This is a genomic window from Streptomyces sp. NPDC059454, assembly GCF_042749965.1.
Taxonomy (GTDB): Bacteria; Actinomycetota; Actinomycetes; order Streptomycetales; family Streptomycetaceae; genus Streptomyces.
In genome coordinates this window covers 74,336-100,486 of the sequence record NZ_JBHYVC010000007.1, presented here as the reverse complement: position 1 = coordinate 100,486, position 26,151 = coordinate 74,336, and the positions used below count along the sequence as shown (strand labels likewise).

The 26,151-nt window shown below is 70.4% G+C and carries 21 protein-coding genes; 2 read left to right on the top strand and 19 right to left on the bottom strand.

Going from position 1 to position 26,151, the window contains the following annotated elements; translation table 11 throughout:
• Window positions 1–8 precede the first annotated feature (8 nt).
• Together ACFXAE_RS07245 and ACFXAE_RS07240 are read right to left on the bottom strand one after the other, a co-directional pair.
• A complete protein-coding gene (locus ACFXAE_RS07245; RefSeq protein WP_384709339.1) occupies window positions 9–2,810 on the bottom strand; it encodes a lipopolysaccharide biosynthesis protein in 2,802 nt (933 codons plus the stop codon).
• On the bottom strand, window positions 2,803–4,062 hold the full coding sequence (locus tag ACFXAE_RS07240) for a DegT/DnrJ/EryC1/StrS family aminotransferase (protein ID WP_384709336.1): 1,260 nt from the start codon (window positions 4,060–4,062) through the stop codon (window positions 2,803–2,805). Before ACFXAE_RS07240 ends, ACFXAE_RS07245 begins: the two co-directional genes overlap by 8 nt.
• Window positions 4,063–4,308: 246 nt before the next feature.
• Between ACFXAE_RS07240 and fahA the strand changes: the two genes are divergently transcribed.
• Window positions 4,309–5,523, top strand: coding sequence for a fumarylacetoacetase (fahA, locus tag ACFXAE_RS07235; RefSeq protein ID WP_384709333.1), 1,215 nt, complete (start codon window positions 4,309–4,311; stop codon window positions 5,521–5,523).
• 175 nt (window positions 5,524–5,698) lie between these two features.
• Window positions 5,699–6,640 carry a M56 family metallopeptidase gene (locus ACFXAE_RS07230; protein WP_384709330.1) on the top strand — a complete coding sequence of 314 codons (942 nt, stop codon included), beginning with the start codon at window positions 5,699–5,701 and terminating at the stop codon, window positions 6,638–6,640.
• A gap of 58 nt (window positions 6,641–6,698) precedes the next feature.
• On the opposite strand, the gene ACFXAE_RS07225 is transcribed toward ACFXAE_RS07230, so the two are convergent.
• From ACFXAE_RS07225 to ACFXAE_RS07145, 17 genes are all read right to left on the bottom strand, one after another.
• The gene (locus ACFXAE_RS07225) at window positions 6,699–6,977 is read right to left on the bottom strand and encodes a hypothetical protein (RefSeq protein ID WP_384709327.1); all 279 of its coding nucleotides are present in this window, start codon (window positions 6,975–6,977) and stop codon (window positions 6,699–6,701) included.
• 36 nt (window positions 6,978–7,013) lie between these two features.
• Complete coding sequence (locus ACFXAE_RS07220; RefSeq protein ID WP_384709324.1) at window positions 7,014–7,487, bottom strand: hypothetical protein; 474 nt, start codon at window positions 7,485–7,487, stop codon at window positions 7,014–7,016.
• A gap of 204 nt (window positions 7,488–7,691) precedes the next feature.
• Window positions 7,692–9,662: a DNA helicase RecQ gene (gene recQ / locus ACFXAE_RS07215; protein WP_384709321.1), complete on the bottom strand. Its 1,971-nt coding sequence runs from the start codon at window positions 9,660–9,662 to the stop codon at window positions 7,692–7,694.
• A gap of 171 nt (window positions 9,663–9,833) precedes the next feature.
• Window positions 9,834–11,483, bottom strand: a complete 1,650-nt coding sequence (gene nuoN / locus ACFXAE_RS07210) for an NADH-quinone oxidoreductase subunit NuoN (protein ID WP_384709318.1) — start codon at window positions 11,481–11,483, stop codon at window positions 9,834–9,836.
• Window positions 11,480–13,051 (bottom strand): NADH-quinone oxidoreductase subunit M, encoded by a 1,572-nt coding sequence (locus ACFXAE_RS07205; RefSeq protein ID WP_384709315.1) that lies wholly within the window; start codon window positions 13,049–13,051, stop codon window positions 11,480–11,482. Before ACFXAE_RS07205 ends, nuoN begins: the two co-directional genes overlap by 4 nt.
• 5 nt (window positions 13,052–13,056) lie before the next feature.
• Window positions 13,057–15,021, bottom strand: coding sequence for an NADH-quinone oxidoreductase subunit L (gene nuoL / locus ACFXAE_RS07200; RefSeq protein ID WP_384709312.1), 1,965 nt, complete (start codon window positions 15,019–15,021; stop codon window positions 13,057–13,059).
• 14 nt (window positions 15,022–15,035) lie between these two features.
• Complete coding sequence (gene nuoK / locus ACFXAE_RS07195; RefSeq protein WP_037929353.1) at window positions 15,036–15,335, bottom strand: NADH-quinone oxidoreductase subunit NuoK; 300 nt, start codon at window positions 15,333–15,335, stop codon at window positions 15,036–15,038.
• Window positions 15,332–16,174 (bottom strand): NADH-quinone oxidoreductase subunit J, encoded by an 843-nt coding sequence (locus ACFXAE_RS07190; RefSeq protein WP_384709308.1) that lies wholly within the window; start codon window positions 16,172–16,174, stop codon window positions 15,332–15,334. Before ACFXAE_RS07190 ends, nuoK begins: the two co-directional genes overlap by 4 nt.
• A complete protein-coding gene (gene nuoI, locus ACFXAE_RS07185; RefSeq protein ID WP_384709305.1) occupies window positions 16,171–16,812 on the bottom strand; it encodes an NADH-quinone oxidoreductase subunit NuoI in 642 nt (213 codons plus the stop codon). The genes ACFXAE_RS07190 and nuoI overlap by 4 nt, the downstream gene beginning before the upstream one ends.
• Entirely contained in the window at window positions 16,805–18,178 is a 1,374-nt protein-coding gene (nuoH, locus tag ACFXAE_RS07180) for an NADH-quinone oxidoreductase subunit NuoH (protein ID WP_384709302.1), read from the bottom strand. Before nuoH ends, nuoI begins: the two co-directional genes overlap by 8 nt.
• Entirely contained in the window at window positions 18,175–20,679 is a 2,505-nt protein-coding gene (locus ACFXAE_RS07175; protein WP_384709299.1) for an NADH-quinone oxidoreductase subunit G, read from the bottom strand. The genes nuoH and ACFXAE_RS07175 overlap by 4 nt, the downstream gene beginning before the upstream one ends.
• Window positions 20,676–22,025 (bottom strand): NADH-quinone oxidoreductase subunit NuoF, encoded by a 1,350-nt coding sequence (gene nuoF, locus ACFXAE_RS07170; protein WP_384709296.1) that lies wholly within the window; start codon window positions 22,023–22,025, stop codon window positions 20,676–20,678. The genes ACFXAE_RS07175 and nuoF overlap by 4 nt, the downstream gene beginning before the upstream one ends.
• Entirely contained in the window at window positions 22,025–22,945 is a 921-nt protein-coding gene (gene nuoE / locus ACFXAE_RS07165) for an NADH-quinone oxidoreductase subunit NuoE (RefSeq protein WP_384709293.1), read from the bottom strand. Before nuoE ends, nuoF begins: the two co-directional genes overlap by 1 nt.
• Complete coding sequence (locus ACFXAE_RS07160) at window positions 22,942–24,264, bottom strand: NADH-quinone oxidoreductase subunit D (RefSeq protein ID WP_384709290.1); 1,323 nt, start codon at window positions 24,262–24,264, stop codon at window positions 22,942–22,944. The genes nuoE and ACFXAE_RS07160 overlap by 4 nt, the downstream gene beginning before the upstream one ends.
• On the bottom strand, window positions 24,261–25,019 hold the full coding sequence (locus tag ACFXAE_RS07155; RefSeq protein WP_384709287.1) for an NADH-quinone oxidoreductase subunit C: 759 nt from the start codon (window positions 25,017–25,019) through the stop codon (window positions 24,261–24,263). The genes ACFXAE_RS07160 and ACFXAE_RS07155 overlap by 4 nt, the downstream gene beginning before the upstream one ends.
• Window positions 25,016–25,570: an NADH-quinone oxidoreductase subunit B family protein gene (locus tag ACFXAE_RS07150; protein WP_010041554.1), complete on the bottom strand. Its 555-nt coding sequence runs from the start codon at window positions 25,568–25,570 to the stop codon at window positions 25,016–25,018. The genes ACFXAE_RS07155 and ACFXAE_RS07150 overlap by 4 nt, the downstream gene beginning before the upstream one ends.
• Window positions 25,571–25,583: 13 nt before the next feature.
• Window positions 25,584–25,943 (bottom strand): NADH-quinone oxidoreductase subunit A, encoded by a 360-nt coding sequence (locus tag ACFXAE_RS07145; RefSeq protein WP_003974383.1) that lies wholly within the window; start codon window positions 25,941–25,943, stop codon window positions 25,584–25,586.
• Between the last annotated feature and the right edge of the window lie 208 nt (window positions 25,944–26,151).

Sequence of the window (26,151 nt, the reverse complement as noted above, 5' to 3'; positions counted from 1 at the left end):
GGGGCTGCTCAGTGACCGGGCGGGCCGTCGCCTCCGCCGCGGTGCGCGGGCCCCGGTGCCGGCACGACACGGCTGAGCAGCAGGAGCCCGAGGAGCGCGACCAGCAGCGGCAGCGCGACCGGTGCGAGTGCCTGCCGCCACATCCAGCCGGCCACCGCCACGAGATACAGGACGCCCCAGCGGCCCGGCCACGACAACCACCCGCCCGTACGAGCGAGCAGCAGCCGGATCGGTATGAGACACAGCAACTGGAGCACCAGGGGCGCCCACCGCAGCAAGGGGCCCGGCCCAAAGAGCCCCGCCGCCTCCGCGAGGAAGCGGGCCGTATCGGCGTACAGCGTCCCGTCCACCGGCTCGGGCCGCCACCCGAGGGCTACGGGTGCGGCGTGCAGGGCGACCAGGGCGGAGCCCAGCGCGGTACCGGAGAGCCAGGGGACCGGTCGTCTGCACAACGTCACCGAGGCGACGAAGACCAGGAGCAGCGCTCCCCCTGCGACCAGTGTGAATGGTGGTGGTTCTGTCAGCAGCTGACGCCCCGTGGGCTCGCCGCCGTCGGCCCCGTCGGACCAGGGAAGCGCGCGCACCGAGATCCAGAAGACCAGGGTCGCGAGGCCGAGCAGGGCCCACAGGACCCCTCCGACGCCACGGTCGGGGTCCTCGCCGGGTGCCGTCGGCACGCCGGCGTCCGGGCCGTCGGCCCACGGCGCACCGCTCGCCTCCGCCGGTATCCGCCTCTCCCCTGTGGGCACGTCCGACGGTGCTCCGGCACTCCGTGCCGACTGGGCGGGCTGGGCGGGCTGGGCGGGCTGGGCGGGCTGGGCGGGCTGCGGGAAAACGTCCCAGGACGACCGACGGCCACCGGTCCGGGCCCCGGCGGCCGTGACGAACCGATCCGCTTCTTCCTGGTCTTCCTGGTCTTTCCGGTCTTCCCGGTGTTCCGGAGCCGTCTCCCCGTCTTCCCGCGCTTCCGGCTCCTCCCCTTCTTCCCGCTCATCCCGATCGTGGAGCGGCTCCTCGTCATGGAGCGGCTTCTCGTCATGGAGCGGCTTCTCGTCATGGAGCGGCTCCACGTCTTCGTCCGGTTTTCCGTCCTGGGGGTCCTCCCCGTCCCTGGCCGATTCCCCGTCCCGAGCCGGTGTCCCCTCCCGGCTCCGTGCCCCGTCCGTGGCGGCCTGCTCCCCCTGTGGACCCGGGGTTTCCTTCCGGGCGTCGTTCTCGTCGTGAGGCGGCGGCTCTGTGCGGCCGGGCTCCTCCTCCCGCTCGTCCAGGGGCTGCGGCCGCACGATGAACGCCAGCGTGTCCGCGTGGAGGGCCTCCCGTTCGTAGCCGGGGCGGCCGATGAACAGCGTGACGGTGTCCTCGTCGTCGTCCTCTCCCCGGCCCCTGTGCTCGTACGCCGCCCGGCGCGCCCAGTTCGTGCCGTACCCGGCGGTGGCGTTCAGCCGGGCCCAGCGGGTGCCGTAGTCGGGGGCGGTGGAGGGCCCTCCCGCGATCTCGCCGGTCTTGTCGCGCAGCGCCGCACGCAGCCCGAACACCGAGACGGCCGCGATCAGCGTCATGCTGATCAGCACCGCCCATCCCGCCCCCGCGATCCCCGCCGGAGTGAACAGCACTGCCGCACTGCCCAGGACCAGCGTGCACATCGCGCCCTGCAGAACGGCGAGCACACCGGTGCGCCCCTGCACCCGCAGCACACCGATGTACAGCTCCACCACCACCCGGGGCAGCGCCCCGAGCGCGAGCAGCCGCAGCACGGTCGAGCCGTGCTCTGCGTAGTCCGCGTCGAACGGCGTGAGGATCTGGGGCGCGAAGACGACCAGCACCGCGACCACCGGCACCAGCAGCAGCGTCATCCGGCGCAGCGCCCCGCGCACGCCGTCGGCGAGCTGACGCGGGTCGTGCGAGGCGTGGGCGGTGAGCGACGAGGCCATGTTGATGGCCATGAACTCCATCGTGCCGCCGACGGTGTACGCCACGTAGAAGTAGCCGTTCTCCGCCGCGCTGAAGCGGACCGCGACCATCACCGGCAGCAGATTGATCATCGCCAGGCTGAACAGCGCGCCGAGCGAGTCACCGGCCAGGAAACGGCCCATGGACCGCAGGCCGGGCGATTCCACGTCGTGGTCGGCGGCGGCCTGGCGCGGGATGAGCCGACGGAAGATCAGCCAGCCGAGCGGCAGTGTGGAGAACGCGATGGCCACGGCCCAGGACACGAAGATGCCCAGCACGGGCAGCGTGCTCGCGAAGACGGCCAGCAGGGCCAGTTTCCCGACGGAGAACACGGCGTTCCCGGCCGGCACCCACTCGGCCTTGCGCAGTCCCGTGAGCACGCCGTCCTGGAGGGTGAGCAGTGCCCACCCCACGCACGCCGCGACGAACAGCGCCCCGGCCAGTGGTGTGCCGAGGGGTGCGTAGGAGGCGCCCCACTGGTCGAGCGTGAGCAGGAAGACGCCCGCGGCCAGCGCGACGACCACCGAACTCGCCAGGTACACGCCCCACACCAGGCGTCCGGTCTCACGGCCGGCGCGCGGTACGAAGCGGACCACGGCGCCGATCATCGTGGTCGCGGTGATGCTGGCGAGCAGCCGCATCGCGGCGATCGCGGCGGATCCCTGGCCGACGGCGTCCTCGGAGTAGTAGCGGGCGGCCACGAGCCAGAATCCCAGGCCGAGGACGGCGGACACGCCCGTGCTGAGCATCAGGAAGTAGGCGTTCTTGAACAGGGAGTCGGAGCCGGGCGTGTTCCCGGCGGGCCGGGGCCCGCCGCCGGCGCGCACCGCGGCGGGCCCGTGCACCCGGGTGTCAGTCACGGGCCGGCCCCAGCCCGTCGGCCGATGTCCCCGGCCGCGCCAGATCCTCCGGCGGTTCGGCCGGCCGCACACCGGAACGCTCCAGCACGTCGACGGCTTCCTTCGCCCGCAGCGGGTCCACCGGCAGCGCGTGCCGCGCGAACCAGCGGGCCGCCTCCGGCGCGGGCGACAGGTCCGTGAAGGCCTTCCCCGCGTAGTCGTCGAGGGGCGGGTCGTAGAGGTAGCCGACGACGATGCCGCGCCGGGCCAGTGCCGCGATCGCCGCGTCCCGGTCCGCCACCAGCAGCGGCACCCGGAACAACGGCTGCACCTCGCTTCCCTCTCCGGGCCGGGCCCACCGGGTCGACAACAGCAGTTCCGTGCCGTCGCGGTACGCCCGCAGTACCTCGTCCAGCCGTCCGAGCCTGCGCCGGATGCGCCGCAGCCGCAGCGGGCCGGACTCCAGGCGGTAGGTGTGCATGTCGACGCGGACCCAGGGGTCGTGCGCGGTCAGGTCCGGGGCCGCGTCGACGGCCCGGGCCAGTTCCTCCGGACGCAGCGGCATCCTGATCCCTTCGCGCTCCGTCAGCCCCAGCAGCCCCAGCGCGGCCCAGGCGGCTCGCCGAAGCCCCAGCCCTCGTACGGCGGTCTCGGCGTACGGCCTTAGGAAATAAGCGAGTTCGGACGCCGGCCGGGGCGGGGTGAGCAGCTCGTCGCAGGTGGCCCGCACCTCCTCGGACAGGCTCGGGTCGGCGAGCGAGAGGATGCCGCCCGCCTGGGCGCCGACATGCTTGGAAAGGCTGAGAACGGAGGCCTCGCCCCAGGCCCCGACCGGCCGCCCGCCGACCGTGCTGCCGATCGCGTGCGCCCCGTCCTCGAACAGCGGAATGCCCAACGCGTCGCAACGCAGCTTCAGTTCCGGCGCCGGGTCCGGGTTGCCGTACAGGTTCGTCGTCAGTACGGCGGACAGCGAGCCCCATGTCTCCTCGGGCACGGCGTCGATGTCGATGGATCCGTCGAACGGGTTCAACGGCGCCTGCACCGGCCGCAGCCCCGCCGCCAGCACCACGAAGAAGATGACGTCGTCGTTGACCGGCGACATCAGCACCCGGCCGCCCGGCGGGCACCAGTGGCGCAACGCCACGAACAGCCCGAATCTGCAGGACGGCACGTACACACATTCCCGGCCGAGCCGGCCGCGCATGGTCTCTTCCAGCCGTTCCGGCCGCGATCCCGAGCGCGCCGGGCGCGGGCCGGCCTCCCCCATGGTCATCCGCCCCCCCGTGTGCCTTCGGAACGCCCCCTCCCCGAGACCTTCCGGCACCCGCCCAGAGTCGCCCTGTTCGCACCGCTCCGTCAAGATTGCGTCGCGTCCTGTGGATAACTTCCGGTACGCGAGGGGAAGCGCGGAGGGGCGCCACCACGTCGGCTCTGCCCAAGACCGCCGTCCCACCCGTAACGTGTGGCACGGCCACAGACACGTGGAGCACCTGCGCACACGAAAGCGAGGCAGCACCCGATGCCCCCCTTCGATGTCTCCGAGGGCGATCCCTTCGGCCCGCACAACCTGCCGTACGGCGTCTTCTCGCCCCCTGGCTCGTCGGAGCGGACCGTGGGCGTCCGGCTCGGCGACCATGTCCTCGACGTCGGTGCGGCGGCACACGCCCTGGGCTCGCCGTACGCCTCCCTGCTCGCCCGTCCGACCCTCAACCCGCTGCTGGCGGCGGGTCGCACGGCCTGGTCGGACGTACGGCGGGCGCTCACGGCGTGGGTGACCGTCCCGGCGCACCGGGAGACCGTCGAGCCCTTGTTCCACCCGCTGTCCGAGGTGACCCTGCACCTCCCCTTCGAGGTCGCCGACTACGTCGACTTCTACGCCTCCGAGAACCACGCCCGGAACGTCGGCAAGATGTTCCGCCCCGACGCCGCCGACTCCCTGACGCCCAACTGGAAGCATCTGCCGATCGGCTACCACGGCCGCTCCGGCACGGTCGTGGTGTCCGGCACCGACGTCGTGCGCCCCTCCGGCCAGCGCAAGGCGCCCACGGACGCCGCCCCGGTCTTCGGGCCGTCCGTCCGGCTGGACATCGAGGCCGAGGTCGGCTTCGTGGTCGGCGTGCCGTCCGAGCTGGGCCGGCCGGTGCCGCTCGGCGACTTCCGCGACCACGTCTTCGGCCTCTGCCTCCTCAACGACTGGTCCGCCCGCGATGTCCAGGCCTGGGAGTACGTCCCCCTCGGCCCGTTCCTCGGCAAGTCCTTCACCACCTCGGTGTCGGCCTGGATCACCCCGCTGGACGCCCTGGAGCAGGCCCGCGTCGCGCCGCCCGCGCGCACCCACGGCCTGCTGCCCTACCTCGACGACGCGGACGAGGAGCCCGGCGGCTACGACCTGCGGATCACCGTCACGGTCAACGGCCATGTCGTCTCCGAGCCCCCGTTCTCCACCATGTACTGGACGGCCGCCCAGCAGCTCGCCCACATGACCGTCAACGGCGCCTGTCTGCGCACCGGTGACCTGTACGGCTCCGGCACGGTGAGCGGCCCCGCCGAGCGGGAACGCGGATCGCTGCTGGAACTGACCTGGAACGGCCGCGACGCCCTCGAACTCCCCGACGGCAAGCGGACCTTCCTCGAGGACGGCGACGTGGTGACGCTGTCCGCCTGGGCGCCAGGACCGGACGGTGTGCGGGTGGGCCTCGGCGAGGTGACGGGACGGGTGGTCCCCGCGCCCTGACCCTTCCGGCCCTGCCCGATTCGCGAAGCCTCCTGACTCGCACCGCCCTTCGCCGTCATAATCGGCGTCGGGCGGTGTGTGCGTATCCGTGACCGCGCACCCCCTTCTCACGTACGACCCGCACGTCCCGCACGCCCCCGAGCCGCCCCTTCCGACAGGATCCGGAGCCCGTGGCATGGCCTTCTGCCTGCTCCTGCTGAGTGTTGTCGCCGTGACGGCCGCCGTGCCCGTCCCCCGGACGCTGACCCGGGCGAAATGGCCGGACCGCGAGCCGGTGGTCGGGCTGTGGGTGTGGCAGTGCCTGGTCGCCACCGTTCTGCTGTGCTGTCTGACGGCTCTCGCGCTGGGCTCCGCGGCCGTCTTCGGCACCGTTCGCGCCCAGCTCTTCGCTCCGGCCCCGCCCGCCGTGACCGAGGCCTACAACCTGTCAGCCGCCTCGCCCTGGACGGCCGTCCTCACCGTGCTGCTCGCCTGCGGGGCGGCCTGGACTGCGGCCGTGCTCGGACGCGAACTGGTCGAGGCGCGCCACCGCCGTGCCCGGTCCCGGGCGCTTCTGCGGGAGCGCGCCCCCGACCTGCCCGCCGGCCTTCCCGCCGCCCGCGGTCCCCTGCTGGTGCTGGAGGACGACTACCCCGACGCCTGGTGGATGCCCGGCAGTCCGCCCCAGCTGATCGTCACCACCGGCGCCCTGCAGCGCCTCACCGACCACCAGCTCGACGCCGTCCTCACCCACGAGCGCGGCCACGCCCGCGCCCACCACGACTGGCTGCTGCACCTCTCCACGGCCCTGGCCACTGGCTTCCCGCGGATCCCGCTGTTCACCCACTTCTGTGACCAGACCCATCGCCTGGTCGAACTGTCCGCCGACGACACGGCCTCCCGCCGCTGCGGTCACCTGACCACGGCACTGGCACTGATCGAGCTCAACCAGCACCGCGGCGTACTGTCCTGCGCCTCCAGCCACCGCCTGCTCGGCGAACGCGTCGACCGTCTCCTGGAACCCCCGCCCCGCCTCGGCCGCCGCCACCGCGCCCTGACGACGGCCACGGCGGCCCTGGTTCCCCTCGTCCCGCTGCTCATCACCTTCGCCCCGGGTCTGCTGAGCACGCTGCCCTAGAAGATCGATGAAGATCTTCTAGACGCAGGAGGTCTCTTCCGCGGTCACCGCGTGGAGGTCAGCACTGGTAGACCAGTTCGGTGCGGTCGAACCGGGGGACGGCCAGGTCCGCGCGCGGAACCATCCGGTACAGCGCCCCGTCGCCTTCGGCGAAGAGGTCGGCCTGGCTGACCTGCGCCAGGGGCTTCCAGGCGGCTTCCTGCTCTTCCCTGGTGGCGAGACCGGACTCGTACGCGTCCGGATGCGGGCCTTCGCCGCACTCGGCACGCCGCTTCCTCCGCGCCTCGCCCCGGTCGACGACCTCGATCTCCACCTCTTCCTGCTGGGCTTGCGTCACTCCGCACAACTTCAAGGTCGCTCCAGCCGTCGAGGTTCAGGGGGACAGCTGACCGGCAAGGGACCGGAACTCCTCGATCGCCTCCTTCAGGGCCACTGCCTCCTCGTAGCTCTCCCGCTCCCCGGCGTCCATGTCCGCCGGGGAGCGGGAGAAGCCGTCCGGGTCCAGGGTGGTGTCCATGTCCCAGATGGTCTCGGCCCCGAGCGGCCGGCGCTCGAGGACATACTCCTCGTGGAAGCAGTCGCCCGCGGACGAGGGGTCCCGGGCGACGGTCTCCGTCCCCGGCGGTATGTACAGCGCGTAGGGGAATTCGGGCGGTCCATCGGGCCGGTCCAGCGTGGTGCGACCGTCGAAGGTCTCCGCGAAGAACAGCACCCGGCCCTCCCGGGACAGCTCGGTGTCCCGGGAACGCCCGGGCAGGGCAGCCAGGTCCACGGAGGCGATGAAGACCTGTTCGCCGTCCCACTCCATACCGGCCGGCAGCTCCGGATACCCGCCCAGGTATCCCACTGTTTCGCCCCCGTGACCCAGCCCGTAGGCGGGCCGCAGGTGCTTCAGGACCAGCGTGAGGGAATCATCGGAAACGCCCAGCTCACGGGCTACCGCACGGAATTCTTCAGGAGTTCTCGTGCCCCGTGCCCTGACACGGGGAACTGACAGCCCGTCACCGCAGCCCCGTCACTCCACCGCGGGCGGCCCGACCGGGACGCCCCCTCACTCCCATTCCTCCGGCTCCGGCTCCCCCTCCGGCCAGTCGTCGGAGGCACCCGCCGGTCCGGATCCCGCGCCGCCGTCGTCCCCCGCGCCGCCGTCGTCCCCCGCGCCGCCGTCGTCCCCCGCCCCGGTCAGCCCGGCCAGCACCGCGACCACGCCCTCCCCGTACGTCGCCAGCTTCTTCTCCCCCACACCGCTGATCCCGCCCAGCTCGGCCACCGACGTGGGCCACACCGTGGCGATCTCCCGGAGCGTGGCGTCGTGGAAGATGACGTACGCCGGAACGCCCTGCTCCCGAGCCTGCTCGGCACGCCAGGCGCGCAGCGCCTCGAACGCGGGGAGCAGCTCCGCGGGCAGCTCGGCGGCAGCGGCTTTGGCCTTGCGCTCGCCGCGGCTGCCCGTGCTCCGGGCCCCGGCCGGCTTCTCCGGCTCCTTGCGCAGCGGCACCTCCCGCTCCCGCCGCAGCACCGCCCCGCTCGCCTCGGTCAGCACCAGCGTGCCGTACTCCCCCTCGACGGCGAGCAGCCCCTGGGCGAGCAACTGGCGCACCACGCCCCGCCACTCGGCCTCGCTCAGCTCCTCACCGATGCCGAACACGGACAGCTGGTCGTGGTCGAACTGGATGACCTTGGCCGTGCGCCGCCCCAGCAGGATGTCCACGATCTGCACCGCGCCGAACTTCTGCCCGCGCTCGCGCTGCAACCGCACCACCGTCGACAGCACCTTCTGCGCCGCGACCGTCCCGTCCCAGGTCTGCGGCGGGACGAGGCAGGTGTCGCAGTTGCCGCAGCCCGCCGGATCGGGCTCCTGACCGAAGTAGGCGAGCAGCTGCCCGCGCCGGCACCGTACGGTCTCGCACAGCGCCAGCATCGAGTCCAGATGCTGATGGGCTCTCCGCCGGAACGCCTCGTCGCCCTCCCCGGACTGGATCAGCTTGCGCTGCTGTATGACGTCGTTCAGCCCGTACGCCATCCAGGCCGTGGACGGCAGTCCGTCACGCCCCGCGCGGCCGGTCTCCTGGTAGTAGCCCTCGACGGACTTGGGCAGGTCGAGGTGGGCGACGAAGCGGACGTCCGGCTTGTCGATGCCCATGCCGAACGCGATGGTCGCCACCACGACCAGGCCCTCCTCCCGCAGGAACCGCGCCTGGTGTCTGGCGCGCGTCCCCGCGTCGAGGCCCGCGTGGTACGGCACCGCCTCGATGCCGTTGCGGCTGAGGAACTCGGCGGTCTTGTCCACCGAGTTGCGCGACAGGCAGTAGACGATGCCCGCGTCCCCGGCGTGCTCCCCGCGCAGGAAGCTCAGCAACTGCTTCTTGGGGTCCGCCTTGGGCACGATCCGGTACTGGATGTTGGGCCGGTCGAAGCTCGCCACGAAGTGCCGGGCGTCCGGCATGCCGAGCCGCTCGGTGATCTCCCGGTGCGTGGCGTGCGTGGCCGTCGCCGTGAGCGCGACGCGGGGCACGTCCGGCCACCGCTCGCCGAGCAGCGACAGCATGAGGTAGTCCGGCCGGAAATCGTGTCCCCACTGGGACACACAGTGCGCCTCGTCGATCGCGAAGACGGAGATCTTGCCGCGCGAGAGCAGGTTCTGGGTGCTGTCCAGCCGCAGCCGCTCCGGCGCGAGATACAGCAGGTCCAGCTCGCCGGCGAGGAACTCCGCCTCGACGACGCGCCGCTCGTCGAAGTCCTGCGTGGAGTTCATGAACCCGGCCCGCACGCCCAGCGCCCGCAACGCGTCCACCTGGTCCTGCATCAGCGCGATGAGCGGGGAGACGACGACTCCCGTACCCGGCCTGACCAGGGCCGGAATCTGGTAGCAGAGCGACTTTCCGCCACCGGTCGGCATGAGCACGACGGCGTCGCCGCCCGTGACCACGTGCTCGATGACCGCTTCCTGCTCACCACGGAAGGCGTCGTACCCGAACACCCGATGCAGCGCGGCCAGCGCCTCGCTCTCCGTCACTGTCATCCCGCCACTACCGCCCGTCACCGTGCCCCCGTGAGCCGTCCCTCGACCACTGCCCCCACGATAGGGGTCCGCACCGACAGCCCCGGAGTTATCCACAGGTCCGCCCCGACGGCTTCGGCCCGGCACCCCGAAGGGTGCCGGGCCGAAGCCGTCGTGCCGGTGAGTGCCGCGTCAGCGCACGAACACTCCCGCGTCCCCCGCCAGCTCCAGGAAGTACTGGGGTGCGACGCCCAGCACCACCGTGACGGCCACGCCGACCCCGATCGCCGTCATCGTCAGCGGCGACGGCACCGCGACGGTCGGGCCCTCGGGGCGCGGCTCGCTGAAGAACATCAGGACGATCACACGGATGTAGAAGAACGCCGCGATGGCCGACGCGATCACACCGACCACGACCAGCGGGGCCGCTCCGCCCTCCGCCGCCGCCTTGAACACGGCGAACTTCCCGGAGAAACCGGAGGTCAGCGGGATGCCCGCGAAGGCCAGCAGGAACACCGCGAACACCGCCGCCACCAGCGGGGAGCGACGGCCGAGCCCCGCCCACTTCGACAGGTGCGTCGCCTCGCCGCCGGCGTCCCGGACCAGCGTGACCACCGCGAACGCGCCGATCGTCACGAACGAGTACGCCGCCAGGTAGAAGAGGACGGACGAGATGCCCGACGGCGTGGTCGCGATGACACCCGCGAGGATGAAGCCCGCGTGCGAGATCGCCGAGTACGCCAGCAACCGCTTGATGTCGGTCTGTGTGATCGCCACGATCGCACCGACCAGCATGGTGACGATGGCGACGGCCCACATCACCGGCCGCCAGTCCCAGCGCAGGCCCGGCAGCACGACGTACAGGATCCGCAGCAGCGCGCCGAACGCGGCCACCTTGGTCGCCGCCGCCATGAAACCGGTCACCGGCGTCGGGGCGCCCTGGTACACGTCGGGCGTCCACATGTGGAAGGGGACGGCGCCGACCTTGAACAGCAGGCCCATGACCAGCAGCGCGGCACCGACCAGCAGCAGCGCGTCGTTGCCCATGGTGTCGGCGAGCGCCGGGTTGACGTCCTGCACCGTGCCGTCGACGACCTGCGCGATCGTGGCGTACGACATCGAGCCCGAGTAGCCGTACAGCAGCGCGATGCCGAACAGCGTGAACGCGGAGGCGAACGCGCCGAGCAGGAAGTACTTGACCGCGGCCTCCTGCGACATCAGCCGCTTGCGGCGGGCCAGCGCACACAGCAGGTACAGCGGGAGCGAGAGCACCTCCAGCGCCACGAACAGCGTCAGCAGGTCGTTGGCCGCCGGGAAGACCAGCATGCCGGCGACCGCGAAGAGCAGCAGCGGGAACACCTCGGTGGTGGTGAACCCGGCCTTGACCGCCTTCTTCTCACTGTCGCTGCCCGGTACGGACGCGGCTTGGGCGGCGAAGGAGTCGACGCGGTTGCCGTGCGCCTCCGGGTCGAGCCGGCGCTCGGCGAAGGTGAACAGGCCGACCAGGGCCGTCAGCAGGATCGTGCCCTGCAGGAACAGGGCGGGCCCGTCGACGGCGATGGCGCCCATCGCCGCGATGCCCGCCTTGGTCGTGCCGTAGCCGTCCGCGGCGAGCGCCACGACCGCGGCGAAGGCGGCGGCCAGCGCGGCCACGGCCACGAACATCTGCGCGTAGTAGCGCGACCTGCGCGGTACGAACGCCTCGACCATGATCCCGACGACCGCCGCGCCGACGACGATCAGGGTGGGGGCGAGCTGCCCGTATTCGATCTTCGGCGCGTCGATCTTCGAGATCGGGTCGGCCGCCGTTGTCCACAGGCTGTGGACGGCTGTTGCGCTCACTTGGCCGCCTCCACCTCGGGCCGGGGATCCTTCTTCTGTACGTCGGACATGGTGTGCTCCACCGCCGGGTTCACGACGTCCGTGACGGGCTTCGGGTAGACGCCCAGGAAGACCAGCAGCACGATCAGCGGCGCCACCACCGCGATCTCCCGCACCCGCAGGTCGGGCATCGCGGAGACCTCGGGCTTCACCGGGCCGGTCATCGTCCGCTGGTACAGGACGAGGGTGTAGAGCGCGGCGAGGACGATGCCGAGGGTGGCGATGATGCCGATCACCGGATAGCGCGTGAACGTGCCGACCAGGACCAGGAACTCACTGACGAAGGGCGCGAGCCCCGGCAGGGAGAGGGTCGCGAGGCCGCCGATCAGGAAGGTGCCGGCGAGCACCGGGGCGACCTTCTGCACCCCGCCGTAGTCGGCGATGAGCCGGGAGCCGCGCCGCGAGATCAGGAACCCGGCGATCAACATGAGCACGGCGGTCGAGATGCCGTGGTTGACCATGTAGAGCGTCGCCCCGGACTGGCCCTGGCTGGTCATCGCGAAGATGCCCATGATGATGAAGCCGAAGTGCGAGATCGACGCGTACGCGATCAGCCGCTTGATGTCGCGCTGGCCGACCGCGAGCAGCGCGCCGTAGATGATGCTGACGACCGCCAGCACGAGGACGACCGGTGTCGCCCACTCACTGGCCTCCGGGAACAGCCCGAGGCAGAAGCGGAGCATCGCGAAGGTGCCCACCTTGTCGACGACCGCAGTGATCAGCACGGCCACCGGGGCGGTGGACTCCTGCATGGCGTTGGGCAGCCAGGTGTGCAGCGGCCACAGCGGCGCCTTCACCGCGAAGGCGAAGAAGAAGCCGAGGAACAGCCAGCGCTCGGTGTTCGTCGCCATGTCCAGCGAGCCGTCGGCCCGCGCCGCGGCGATCTCGGTGAGCGAGAAGTTCCCGGCGACCACGTACAGCCCGATCACCGCGGCCAGCATGATCAGACCGCCGGCCAGGTTGTAGAGCAGGAACTTCACCGCCGCGTACGACCGTTGCGTCGCCGCCTTCTCCTCGCCGTGCTCGTGGGCACGGTCCCCGAAGCCGCCGATGAGGAAGTACAGCGGGATCAGCATGGCTTCGAAGAAGATGTAGAAGAGGAAGACGTCGGTGGCCTCGAAGGAGATGATCACCATCGCCTCGACGGCCAGGATCAGGGCGAAGAAGCCCTGCGTCGGCCGCCACCTCTTGCTCCCCGTCTCCAGCGGATCGGCGTCGTGCCAGCCCGCGAGGACGATGAACGGGATCAGCAGGGCGGTCAGCGCGATCAGCGCCACCGCGATGCCGTCCACACCCAGCTCGTACCGCACCCCGAAGTCCGCGATCCAGGCGTGGGACTCGGTGAGCTGGTAGCGGTCGCCGTCCGGGTCGAACCGCACCAGGACGACGATCGCCGAGGCGAGCGTGGCGAGCGAGAACAGCAGGGCCAGCCACTTGGCGGCCGTGCGTTTCGCGGCCGGTACGGCGGCCGTGGCGATCGCCCCGATGGCCGGGAGCGCCGCCGTCGCTGTCAGCAGAGGAAAGGACATCGGTATCAGACCGCCCTCATCAGCAGGGTCGCGGCGACGAGGACCGCCGCGCCGCCGAACATGGAGACCGCGTAGGACCGCGCGAAGCCGTTCTGCAGCCTGCGCATCCGCCCGGACAGGCCGCCCATGGAGGCCGCCGTGCCGTTGACGACCCCGTCGACCAGGGTGTGGTCGACGTAGACCAGCGAGCGGGTGAGGTGCTCACCGCCGCGGACCAGGACCACGTGGTTGAAGTCGTCCTGGAGCAGGTCGCGCCGGGCGGCCCGGGTGAGCAGCGACCCGCGCGGGGCGACGGCCGGCACCGGGCGGCGCCCGTACTGGGCCCAGGCGACCGCCACGCCGATGACCATCACGGCGACCGTGGCGGCGGTCACCGTCATGGCGCTGATCGGCGCGTGACCGTGGTCGTGCCCGGTGACGGGCTCCAGCCAGTGCATGAAGCGGTCGCCGATGCTGAAGAAGGCACCGCCCGCGACCGATCCGACGGCCAGCACGATCATCGGGATCGTCATGATCTTCGGGGACTCGTGCGGGTGCGGCGGTTCGTACGCGCCGCGCGTCTCGGCGGCGGGCTCCACGCCCGGCGCCGCCGGGGACGGCGTCGGCGCGTTGCGCCAGCGCTCCTCGCCGAAGAACGTCATCAGCATCACGCGCGTCATGTAGTACGCGGTGATGGCCGCGCCCAGCAGGGCGCAGGCGCCGAGGATCCAGCCCTCGGTGCCGCCCTTGGCGAAGGCGGACTCGATGATCTTGTCCTTGGAGAAGAAGCCGGACAGGCCCGGGAAGCCGATGATGGCGAGGTAGCCGAGGCCGAAGGTGACGAACGTGACCGGCATGTACTTACGGAGGCCGCCGTAACGGCGCATGTCGACCTCGTCGTTCATGCCGTGCATCACCGAGCCGGCGCCGAGGAACAGCCCGGCCTTGAAGAAGCCGTGCGTCACCAGGTGCATGATCGCGAAGACGTAGCCGATGGGGCCGAGGCCCGCGGCCAGCACCATGTAACCGATCTGCGACATGGTCGAGCCGGCCAGCGCCTTCTTGATGTCGTCCTTCGCGCAACCGACGATCGCACCGAACAGCAGCGTGACCGCGCCGACGATGGTGACGACCAGTTGTGCGTCCGGGGCTCCGTTGAAGACGGCCGCGGAGCGGACGATCAGGTACACGCCCGCCGTCACCATGGTCGCGGCGTGGATCAGGGCCGAGACGGGGGTCGGGCCCTCCATCGCGTCCCCGAGCCAGGACTGCAGCGGCACCTGGGCGGACTTGCCGCAGGCGGCGAGCAGCAGCATCAGCGCGATGGCGGTGAGCTTGCCCTCGCCGGCCTGCCCGGCGAGACCGGGCTCCTCCAGGGTGCCGAGCACCGGCCCGAAGGCGAAGGTGCCGAACCACAGGAACATCAGCATGATCGCGATGGACAGGCCCATGTCGCCGACGCGGTTGACCAGGAAGGCCTTCTTCGCGGCCGTCGCGGCACTCGGCTTGTGCTGCCAGAAGCCGATCAGCAGGTAGGAGGCGAGACCGACGCCCTCCCAGCCGACGTACAGCAGCAGGTAGTTGTCGGCGAGTACGAGGATCAGCATCGCCGCGAGGAACAGGTTCAGATAGCCGAAGAAGCGGCGGCGCCGCTCGTCGTGCTCCATGTACCCGACGGAGTACAGGTGGATCAGCGAGCCGACGCCGGTGATCAGCAGGACGAACGTCATCGACAGCTGGTCGAGCCGGAAGGCGACGTCGGCCTGGAAGCCCTCCACCGGGATCCAGCTGAACAGGTGCTGCGTGACGGTGCGTTCCTCGGCGCCCTTGCCCAGCAGGTCGGTGAACAGCACCAGGCCGAGCACGAAGGAGACGGCCGCGAGCAGCGTGCCGATCCAATGGCCCACGGCGTCCAGCCGGCGTCCGCCGCACAGCAGGACCACCGCTCCGAGCAGGGGCGCCGCCACCAGCAGCGCAATCAGGTTCTCCACGATTCAGCAGCCCCTCACAGCTTCATCAGGCTGGCGTCGTCGACCGAGGCCGAGTGGCGGGAACGGAACAGGGACACGATGATCGCCAGCCCGACCACGACCTCCGCGGCGGCGACGACCATCGTGAAGAACGCGATGACCTGGCCGTCGAGGTTGCCGTGCATCCGGGAGAAGGCGACGAACGCGAGGTTGCAGGCGTTGAGCATGAGCTCGACGCACATGAAGACGACGATCGCGTTGCGCCTGATCAGTACGCCGGTGGCGCCGATCGTGAACAACAGCGCGGCCAGGTACAGATAGTTGACGGGGTTCACTTCGACGCCTCCTCGGCCCGCTTGAAGGTCGGCGCGTCGATCGCGGTGCGCTCCAGACGCTCCTGAGCACGCTGCTCCATCGCCCGCAGGTCGTTGATCGCCTCCTGCGACACGTCACGGATCTGGCCGCGCTCCCGCAGCGTCTTGCTGACGGTGAGGTCCGACGGGGTGCCGTCGGGCAGCAGACCCGCGATGTCCACCGCGTTGTGCCGGGCGTACACACCCGGCGCCGGCAGCGGCGGCAGGTACTTGCCGTCGCGGACGCGCTGTTCGGCCAGCTCCCGCTGTGTCCTGGCGCGTTCGGTGCGCTCGCGGTGGGTGAGCACCATGGCGCCGACGGCGGCCGTGATGAGCAGGGCGCCGGTGATCTCGAAGGCGAAGACGTACTTGGTGAAGAGGAGGGCCGCGAGGCCCTCCACATTGCCGCCCGCGTTCGCCTCGCCGATGCCGTTGAACTCGCTGAGCGAGGCGTTCCCGATCCCGCCGACCAGCAGGACGCCGAAGCCGAGACCGCACAGCAGGGCCAGCCAGCGCTGGCCCTTGATGGTCTCCTTCAGGGAGTCCGCCGCGGTGACGCCGACCAGCATCACCACGAACAGGAACAGCATCATGATCGCGCCGGTGTAGACGACGATCTGGACGACGCCCAGGAAGTAGGCGCCGTTGGCGAGGTAGAACACCGCCAGGATGATCATGGTGCCGGCGAGGCAGAGCGCGCTGTGCACGGCCCGCCTCATGAAGACGGTGCACAGGGCGCCGATCACGGCGACCGTGCCGAGGATCCAGAACTGGAAGGCCTCTCCGGTGGAGGTGGAGTAGGCGGCGAGCTGCTCGGTCATCGCTTGATCACTTCCTCCGACGCCGGTTCCTCCGCGCCGAAGGTCGAGTCGGCCTCCTGCACCACCTCACCCTTGGAGTGGGCGGTCTGCTGCTCCGTACCGGGCGCGGCCTCGGTCACCAGGCCCCGGTAGTAGTCCTGTTCGTCCGTGCCCGGGTACATGGCGTGCGGCGAGTCGACCATGCCTTCCTCCAGACCGGCGAGCAGCTGCTCCTTGGTGTAGATGAGGTTGGCGCGGCTGGAGTCCGCCAGCTCGAACTCGTTGGTCATCGTCAGCGCACGCGTGGGACACGCCTCGATGCACAGCCCGCACAGGATGCAGCGGGCGTAGTTGATCTGGTAGACGCGGCCGTACCGCTCACCGGGCGAGTAGCGCTCCTCCTCGGTGTTGTCCGCGCCTTCGACGTAGATCGCGTCGGCGGGGCAGGCCCAGGCGCACAGCTCGCAGCCGACGCACTTCTCCAGGCCGTCCGGATGGCGGTTGAGCTGGTGCCGTCCGTGGAAACGCGGAGCGGTGGTCTTCTGCTGCTCCGGGTACTGCTCGGTCAGCCGCTTCTTGAACATGGCCTTGAAGGTCACGCCGAAGCCGGCCACGGGGTTCAGGAAACCGGGCTTGGTCTCCTTGGGCTCCTCAGCCATCGGACGCCTCCTTTCCATCCGCGGGTCCGCCCACAGATCCGTCACTCTGAGTATCGGGGGCACCACTGACAATCAGCTCCCGCTCCCGGCGCGAACGGCGTCGCGGCACCGGCGGCACCTCCTGTCCCGGCAGCGGCGGTACGGGGAATCCGCCGCCCATGGGGTCGAAGGCAGGCGGGCCATCGGGCTGTTCGGACTCCTTCGCCTTCGACCGGAACATGTCGGCGACGAAGGAGAGCAGCAGCAGGGCGAGGACGCCCGCGGCGATGTAGAGCGCGATGTTGGCGAAGTCGTAGCCCTCGTTCCGCAGCGCCCGCACGGTGGCGACGAGCATCAGCCACACCAGGGACACCGGGATGAGGACCTTCCAGCCGAGCTTCATCAGCTGGTCGTAGCGCACGCGCGGGAGCGTGCCGCGCAGCCACACGAAGCCGAACAGCAGCGAGAGGAGCTTGCCCGTGAACCAGAGCATCGGCCACCAGCCGTGGTTCGCGCCCTCCCAGAACGTGCTGATCGGCCACGGGGCCCGCCAGCCGCCCAGGAAGAGGGTCACGGCGACGGCCGAGACGGTCACCATGTTGATGTACTCGGCGAGCATGAACATCGCGAACTTGATCGACGAGTACTCGGTGTTGAAGCCGCCGACGAGGTCGCCCTCGGACTCCGGCATGTCGAACGGGGCGCGGTTGGTCTCGCCGACCATCGTCACGATGTAGATGAGGAAGGAGACCGGCAGCAGCAGGATGTACCAGCGGTCGGTCTGCGCCTCGACGATCGTCGACGTCGACATCGACCCCGAGTAGAGGAACACCGAGGCGAACGCGGCGCCCATGGCGATCTCGTACGAGATCATCTGCGCGCAGGAGCGCAGGCCGCCGAGGAGCGGATAGGTGGAGCCGGAGCTCCAGCCCGCCAGGACGATGCCGTAGATGCCGACCGAGGCGACCGCGAGGATGTACAGCATCGCGATCGGCAGGTCGGTCAGCTGCATGGTGGTGCGGTGTCCGAAGACCGAGATCTCGTTGCCGGCCGGGCCGAAGGGGATCACCGCGAACGCCATGAAGGCCGGGATGGCCGCGACGACCGGCGCGAGGACGTAGACCGCCTTGTCCGCGCGTTTGACGATGACGTCTTCCTTGAGCATCAGCTTCACGCCATCGGCGAGCGACTGGAGCATGCCCCAGGGGCCGTGCCGGTTGGGACCGATGCGCAGCTGCATCCAGGCGACGACCTTGCGCTCCATGACGATGGAGATCAGCACGGTCACCATCAGGAAGGCGAAGCAGAACACCGCCTTGACGACGACCAGCCACCAGGGGTCGGTGCCGAACATCGAGAGGTCTTCAGCGGCGAGGTACGGGCTCATGCCTCCACCTCCTCGGTGGCCTCGTCGGCGGGCGTCGCCGGGCCGATACGGACGAGTGAGCCGGGCAGTGCCCCGGTGCCGGAGGCGACGCCGCCGCCGACGGAGTTCAGCGGGAGCCACACCACGCGGTCGGGCATCTCGGTGACGGCCAGGGGCAGCTCGACCGTTCCCTCGGTGCCGGTCACCGCGAGCAGGTCGCCGTCCTTGACGCCGGCCTCGGCGGCCGTGGCGGCCGACACGCGCGCGCGGGCGGCGTGCCGGGTGCCGGCGAGCGCCTCGTCGCCCCGTTGCAGGAGGCCCTCGTCGAGCAGCAGCCGGTGCCCGGCGAGCACGGCCTCCCCGGCGGCCGGCCGGGGCAGCGCGCCCGCGGTCTCCAGCGGGTCGGTGGCCCGGGGACCGTCCCAGGCGCCGAGCCGGTCGAGCTCCGCGCGGATGGTGCGCAGGTCCGGCAGCCCCAGGTGGACGTCCATGGCGTCGGCCAGCATCTGCAGCACGCGCGCGTCGGCGGGCGCGAGCCGCCGGGTCATCTGGTCGGGCTTGAGCGCCGCCTCGAACATGCGGACCCTGCCTTCCCAGTTGAGGAAGGTGCCGGCCTTCTCCGCGACCGCGGCGACGGGCAGGACGACGTCGGCGAGTTCGGTGACCTCGCCGGGCCGCAGCTCCAGCGAGACCACGAACCCGGCCTCGGCGAGTGCGGCACGCGCGCGGGCCGGGTCGGGCAGGTCGGCGACCTCCACGCCCGCGACCAGCAGCGCCTGGAGCTCACCGCGTGCCGCCGCCTCGACGATCTGTCCGGTGTCGCGGCCGTAGCGGTGCGGCAGTTCGGCCATGCCCCAGAGCGCGGCGACCTCCTCGCGCGCGCGGGGGTCGGTCGACGGACGGCCGCCCGGCAGCAGCGCCGGCAGCGCGCCCGCCTCCAGCGCGCCCCGCTCCCCGGCCCGGCGCGGGATCCACACCAGCCGGGCGCCGGTGGCGGCGGCGAACCGGACAGCGGCGGTCAGGCCGCCCCGTACGGCCGCCAGCCGCTCGCCGACGACGACGACCGCGCCCTCGCCCCGCAGCGCCTCGGCGGCCCTGGCCCCGTCGCCCTCCAGGCCGACGCCGCTCGACAGGGCGTCCAGCCACTCGGTCTCGGTACCGGGAGCCGCCGGCAGCAGCGTGCCGCCGGCCTTCTCGAGCCCGCGCGTGGCGTGCGTGGCCAGGGCGAAGGTCTTCTGTCCGTGCTTCCGCGAGGCCTTGCGCAGCCGCAGGAAGACGCCGGGTGCCTCCTCCTCGGACTCGAACCCGACCAGCAGAACCGCGGGCGCCTTCTCCAGGTGCGTGTACGTGACACCCGTACCGTCGAGGTCACGGCCGCGTCCCGCGACCTGCGCGGCGAGGAAGTCGGCCTCCTCGGCGCTGTGCACGCGCGCGCGGAAGTCGATGTCGTTGGTGGCGAGCGCCACCCGCGCGAACTTGCTGTACGCGTAGGCGTCCTCGACGGTGAGCCGGCCGCCGGTCAGGACACCGGTGCGACCGCGCGAGGCCAGCAACCCCTGCGCCGCGATCTGCAGCGCGTCCGGCCAGGACGCCGGCTCCAGCTCGCCCTCCGGGTTCCGTACGAGTGGCGTGTCGAGGCGGCCTGGCAGTTGCGCGTACCGGAACGCGAAGCGCCCCTTGTCGCACATCCACTCCTCGTTGACCTCGGGGTCGTACGCGGCGAGCCGCCGCATGACCTTGCCGCGCCGGTGGTCGGTGCGGGTGGCACAGCCGCCGGAGCAGTGCTCGCACACCGACGGCGACGAGATCAGGTCGAAGGGGCGGGAGCGGAACCGGTACGCCGCCGAGGTGAGCGCGCCGACCGGGCAGATCTGGATGGTGTTGCCGGAGAAGTACGACTCGAAGGGGTCGCCCTCGCCGGTGCCGACCTGCTGGAGCGCGCCCCGCTCGATCAGCTCGATCATCGGATCGCCCGCGACCTGGTTGGAGAACCGGGTGCAGCGGGCGCACAGCACGCACCGCTCACGGTCGAGCAGCACCTGTGTGGAGATCGGGACGGGCTTCTCGTAGGTGCGCTTCCTGCCCTCGAAGCGGGACTCGGCGTTGCCGTGCGACATCGCCTGGTTCTGCAGCGGGCACTCGCCGCCCTTGTCGCAGACCGGGCAGTCCAGCGGGTGGTTGATGAGCAGCAGCTCCATCACACCCTTCTGGGCCTTCTCCGCGACCGGCGAGGAGAGCTGGGTCTTCACCACCATCCCGTCGGTGCAGGTGATGGTGCAGGACGCCATGGGCTTGCGCTGGCCCTCGACCTCGACGATGCACTGGCGGCAGGCGCCCGCCGGGTCGAGGAGCGGGTGGTCGCAGAACCGGGGGATCTCGATGCCGAGCTGCTCGGCGGCCCGGATGACCAGGGTGCCCTTGGGCACGCTGATCTCGGCGCCGTCGATGGTCAGCGTCACGAGGTCCTCGGGCGGGATCGCGGCCTCCCCTCCGCCGGAGGGAGCGCTGGTGGTCACAGTCATGCGTTCACCTCCGTACGGTGGTCGGCCCAGGCCGTGGACCTGGCCGGGTCGAAGGGGCAGCCCCGGCCCGTGATGTGCTGCTCGTACTCCTCACGGAAGTACTTGAGCGAGGAGAAGATCGGCGAGGCGGCGCCGTCGCCGAGGGCGCAGAAGGACTTGCCGTTGATGTTGTCGGCGATGTCGTTCAGCTTGTCGAGGTCGGCCATCTGCCCCTTGCCAGCCTCGATGTCCCGCATCAGCTGGACCAGCCAGTACGTCCCCTCGCGGCAGGGCGTGCACTTGCCGCAGGACTCGTGGGCGTAGAACTCGGTCCAGCGGGTGACGGCACGGACGACGCAGGTCGTCTCGTCGAAGCACTGCAGGGCCTTCGTGCCGAGCATGGAACCCGCGGCGCCCACTCCTTCGTAGTCGAGGGGGACGTCGAGGTGCTCGTCGGTGAACATCGGCGTCGAGGAGCCGCCCGGTGTCCAGAACTTCAGCCGGTGGCCTGGGCGCATCCCGCCGCTCATCTCCAGCAGCTGGCGCAGCGTGATGCCGAGGGGCGCCTCGTACTGTCCGGGGTTCGCGACGTGCCCACTGAGGGAATAGAGCGTGAAGCCGGGGGACTTCTCGCTGCCCATCGAGCGGAACCATTCCTTGCCCCGGTTCATGATGGCGGGAACCGATGCGATCGACTCGACGTTGTTCACCACAGTCGGGCACGCATAGAGACCCGCGACGGCAGGAAAGGGGGGACGGAGCCGCGGTTGACCCCGGCGGCCTTCGAGCGAGTCGAGCAGTGCGGTCTCCTCACCGCAGATGTACGCGCCCGCGCCCGCGTGCACGGTGAGTTCGAGGTCGAGTCCGCTGCCCAGGATGTTCTCGCCGAGGAAGCCGGCCGCGTAGGCCTCGCGCACGGCCTCGTGCAACCGCCGCAGGACAGGGACGACTTCACCACGCAGATAGATGAAGGCATGAGACGACCTGATGGCATAACAGGCGATGACAATGCCCTCGATGAGGCTGTGCGGGTTCGCGAAGAGGAGCGGAATGTCCTTGCACGTTCCGGGCTCCGACTCGTCGGCGTTGACAACTAGATAGTGCGGTTTTCCATCCCCCTGGGGAATGAACTGCCACTTCATTCCCGTCGGGAAGCCGGCGCCGCCGCGCCCGCGCAGACCGGACTCCTTGACGTACGCGATGACGTCGTCCGGCGGCATGGCGAGCGCCTTGCGAAGCCCCTCGTATCCCTCGTGCCTCCGGTAGACGTCCAGCGTCCAGGACGCGTCCTCGTCCCAGAAGGCCGACAGCACGGGTGCGAGCAGCTTCTCCGGGCTCATGTCCTTGAGTTCGGGTGCCAAGGTCATCACTCCCCCTCCTCGGCGACAGGTCCCGACGAATCGGAGGGGCGAGGCGAAGCCTCTCCTCCACGGGTGGTGGTGGGCGACGGGTGGGCCGGGTCCGAGGCCGATGTGTCCTGCGGCGCGTCGTGCGAGCTGAGGTGCTCGGTGGGCGACGGCTCGTGCGGCGGGGTGTCCCGGGGCGCCTCGCCGCGCGGGTGCACCACACGCGCGGGTGCGGCCTCCCCCTTGGCCAGCTTCAGACCGATCAGGGAGGCGGGTCCCGCACTGCCGGTGGCCTCGACGGCTCCCTCGCGCGCGTCGGGGAAGCCGGCCAGGATGCGGGCGGTCTCCTTGAACGTGCACAGGGGCGCCCCACGGGTGGGCGCGACCGGTCGGCCGGCGCGCAGGTCGTCGACCATGCGCTTGGCGCTCTCGGGTGTCTGGTTGTCGAAGAACTCCCAGTTCACCATCACCACGGGCGCGAAGTCGCAGGCCGCGTTGCACTCGATGTGTTCCAGGGTGACCTTGCCGTCGTCGGTGGTCCCTCCGTTGCCGACGCCCAGGTGCTCCTGGAGCTCCTCGAAGATCGCGTCGCCGCCCATGACGGCGCACAGGGTGTTGGTGCACACCCCGACCTGGTAGTCACCGCTCGGCCGGCGCCGGTACATGGTGTAGAAGGTGGCGACCGCGGTCACCTCCGCGGTGGTCAGGCCGAGCACGTCCGCGCAGAACCGCATCCCGGTGCGCGTGACGTGGCCCTCCTCCGACTGCACGAGGTGCAGCAGGGGCAGGAGGGCGGACCGGGAGTCCGGGTAGCGGGCGATGATCTCGCGCGCGTCGGTCTCCAGCCGGGTCCGGACGTCGTCCGGGTAGGCGGGCGCGGGCAGTTCGGGCATGCCCAGGCTGACGCCCCGCTCGGACCGCTCGGAAGAAGAGGTGGTCACCGGTCGACGCCTCCCATCACGGGGTCGATGGACGCGACGGCGACGATGACGTCGGCGACCTGGCCGCCCTCGCACATCGCCGCCATGGCCTGCAGGTTGGTGAAGGACGGGTCGCGGAAGTGGACCCGGTAGGGGCGGGTGCCGCCGTCGGAGACGACATGCGCCCCGAGCTCGCCCTTGGGCGACTCGACCGCCGCGTACGCCTGTCCCGGCGGGACGCGGAAGCCCTCGGTGACCAGCTTGAAGTGGTGGATCAGGGCCTCCATGGAGGTGCCCATGATCTTCTTGATGTGGTCGAGGGAGTTGCCCAGTCCGTCCGGTCCCAGGGCGAGCTGGGCGGGCCAGGCGATCTTCTTGTCGGCGACCATGACCGGTCCGGGCTGGAGCCGGTCCAGGCACTGCTCGACGATGTGCAGCGACTGGCGCATCTCCTCGAGCCGGATCAGGAAGCGGCCGTAGGAGTCGCAGGTGTCGGCGGTCGGGATCTCGAAGTCGTAGGTCTCGTATCCGCAGTACGGCTGCGACTTGCGCAGGTCGTGCGGCAGACCGGTGGAGCGCAGGATCGGGCCGGTGGCACCGAGGGCCATGCAGCCGGCCAGATCCAGGTAGCCGACGTCCTGCATGCGGGCCTTGAAGATGGGGTTCCCGGTGGCGAGCTTGTCGTACTCCGGGAGGTTCTTCCGCATCGTCTTCACGAACTCGCGGATCCGGTCCACCGCGCCGGGCGGCAGGTCCTGGGCGAGTCCGCCGGGGCGGATGTACGCGTGGTTCATGCGGAGCCCGGTGATGAGCTCGTAGAGATCGAGAATGAGTTCACGATCACGGAATCCGTAGATCATGATCGTGGTGGCGCCGAGTTCCATGCCGCCGGTGGCGATGCACACCAGGTGGGAGGAGAGCCGGTTCAGCTCCATCAGGAGCACCCTGATGACGGTGGCCCGGTCCGGGATCTGGTCCTCGATCCCGAGGAGCTTCTCGACGCCCAGGCAGTACGCCGTCTCGTTGAAGAACGACGTCAGGTAGTCCATGCGCGTCACGAACGTGGTGCCCTGGGTCCACGTCCGGTACTCGAGGTTCTTCTCGATGCCGGTGTGGAGGTAGCCGATGCCGCAGCGGGCCTCGGTGACCGTCTCGCCGTCGATCTCCAGGATCAGGCGGAGCACTCCGTGGGTGGACGGGTGCTGCGGACCCATGTTGACGACGATGCGCTCGTCGTCGGCGCGGGCCGCGGTCTCGACGACCTCGTCCCAGTCTCCGCCGGTGACCGTATATACGGTGCCCTCGGTGGTCTCCCGAGGGGAGGCGTGCGACGTGCTCATGAGTACGACCTCCGCTGGTCCGGAGCCGGGATCTGGGCGCCCTTGTACTCGACGGGGATGCCGCCGAGGGGATAGTCCTTGCGCTGCGGATGGCCCTGCCAGTCGTCCGGCATCATGATCCGCGTGAGGGCCGGGTGACCGTCGAAGACGATGCCGTAGAAGTCGTACGTCTCGCGCTCGTGCCAGTCGTTCGTCGGATAGACGGAGAACAGCGACGGGATGTGCGGGTCGCTGTCGGGGGCGCTGACTTCGAGGCGGATCAGCCGGTTGTGGGTGATCGAGCGCAGGTGGTAGACGGCGTGCAGCTCGCGGCCCTTGTCGTTCGGGTAGTGCACGCCGCTGACGCCGGTGCACAGTTCGAAGCGCAGGGCGGGGTCGTCGCGCAGGGTGCGGGCGACCCGGACCAGGTGCTCGCGCTCGATGTGGAAGGTGAGTTCGCCGCGGTCGACGACCGTCTTCTCGATGGCGTTCTCCGGGAGCAGGTCCTGCTCCTCCAGGGCTCCCTCCAGCTCGTCGGCGACCTCGTCGAACCAGCCGCCGTAAGGGCGGGACGCCGGTCCCGGGAGCCGGATCGAGCGGACCAGTCCGCCGTAGCCGGAGGTGTCGCCGCCGTTGTTGGCGCCGAACATGCCGCGCTGGACGCGGATCTCCTCGCCGTCCTGACCGCGCCGGCCCGGGAGGTTCTCGGCGGAGAGGTCCTTCTCGGGGTTGACCCCGTTCGGCCCGTTCGCGCCGTTGCCGTTCGCGTCGCTCATCGCAGCAGCCCCTTCATCTCGATCGTGGGCAGGGCCTTGAGCGCCGCCTCCTCCGCCTCGCGGGCCGCCTCCTCGGCGTTCACGCCGAGCTTGGAGGTCTGGATCTTCTGGTGGAGCTTGAGGATGGCGTCCATCAGCATCTCGGGGCGGGGCGGGCAGCCGGGGAGATAGATGTCGACCGGGACGATGTGGTCGACGCCCTGCACGATCGCGTAGTTGTTGAACATGCCGCCCGAGGAGGCGCAGACCCCCATGGAGATCACCCACTTGGGGTTCGGCATCTGGTCGTAGACCTGCCGCAGCACCGGCGCCATCTTCTGGCTGACCCGCCCGGCGACGATCATGAGGTCCGCCTGCCGCGGTGAGCCGCGGAAGACCTCCATGCCGAAGCGCGCCAGGTCGTAGCGGCCGGCGCCGGTGGTCATCATCTCGATGGCACAGCAGGCGAGGCCGAACGTGGCGGGGAAGACGGACGACTTGCGCACCCAGCCCGCGGCCTGCTCGACGGTGGTCAGCAGGAATCCGCTCGGCAGCTTTTCTTCGAGTCCCATGGCTAAAGGCCCCTCAGTCCCATTCCAGGCCGCCGCGCCGCCATACGTACGCGTACGCGACGAAGACGGTGAGCACGAAGAGCAGCATCTCCACGAGCCCGAAAATCCCCAGGGCGTCGAAGGTGACGGCCCAGGGGTAGAGGAAGACGATCTCGATATCGAAAATGATGAAGAGCATCGCCGTCAGGTAGTACTTGATGGGGAAGCGCCCACCGCCGGCCGGCGTGGGGGTCGGTTCGATACCGCACTCGTAGGCCTCGAGCTTGGCGCGGTTGTACCGCTTCGGACCGATCAGCGTGGCCATGACCACGGAGAAGATCGCAAAGCCTGCCCCGAGGGCTCCCAGTACGAGGATGGGCGCATACGCGTTCACCGCTCCTCGCTCCTCTCAGTCGGCACTGACTGTGGCGGTTGTGCGTCGGGCCGATCCGGCCTCAACAGCCCCACGAACCACGCCCGCCCCGGCGAAGATCGAGAACATGTGAAGCAGGTCACAAGCCCAACCGCTCCGCATCCTATGCCCGTGAGTCTGTGATCTGCGACACGGGGTATTGCACAAGCTTTGTGATCTCCACCACCTG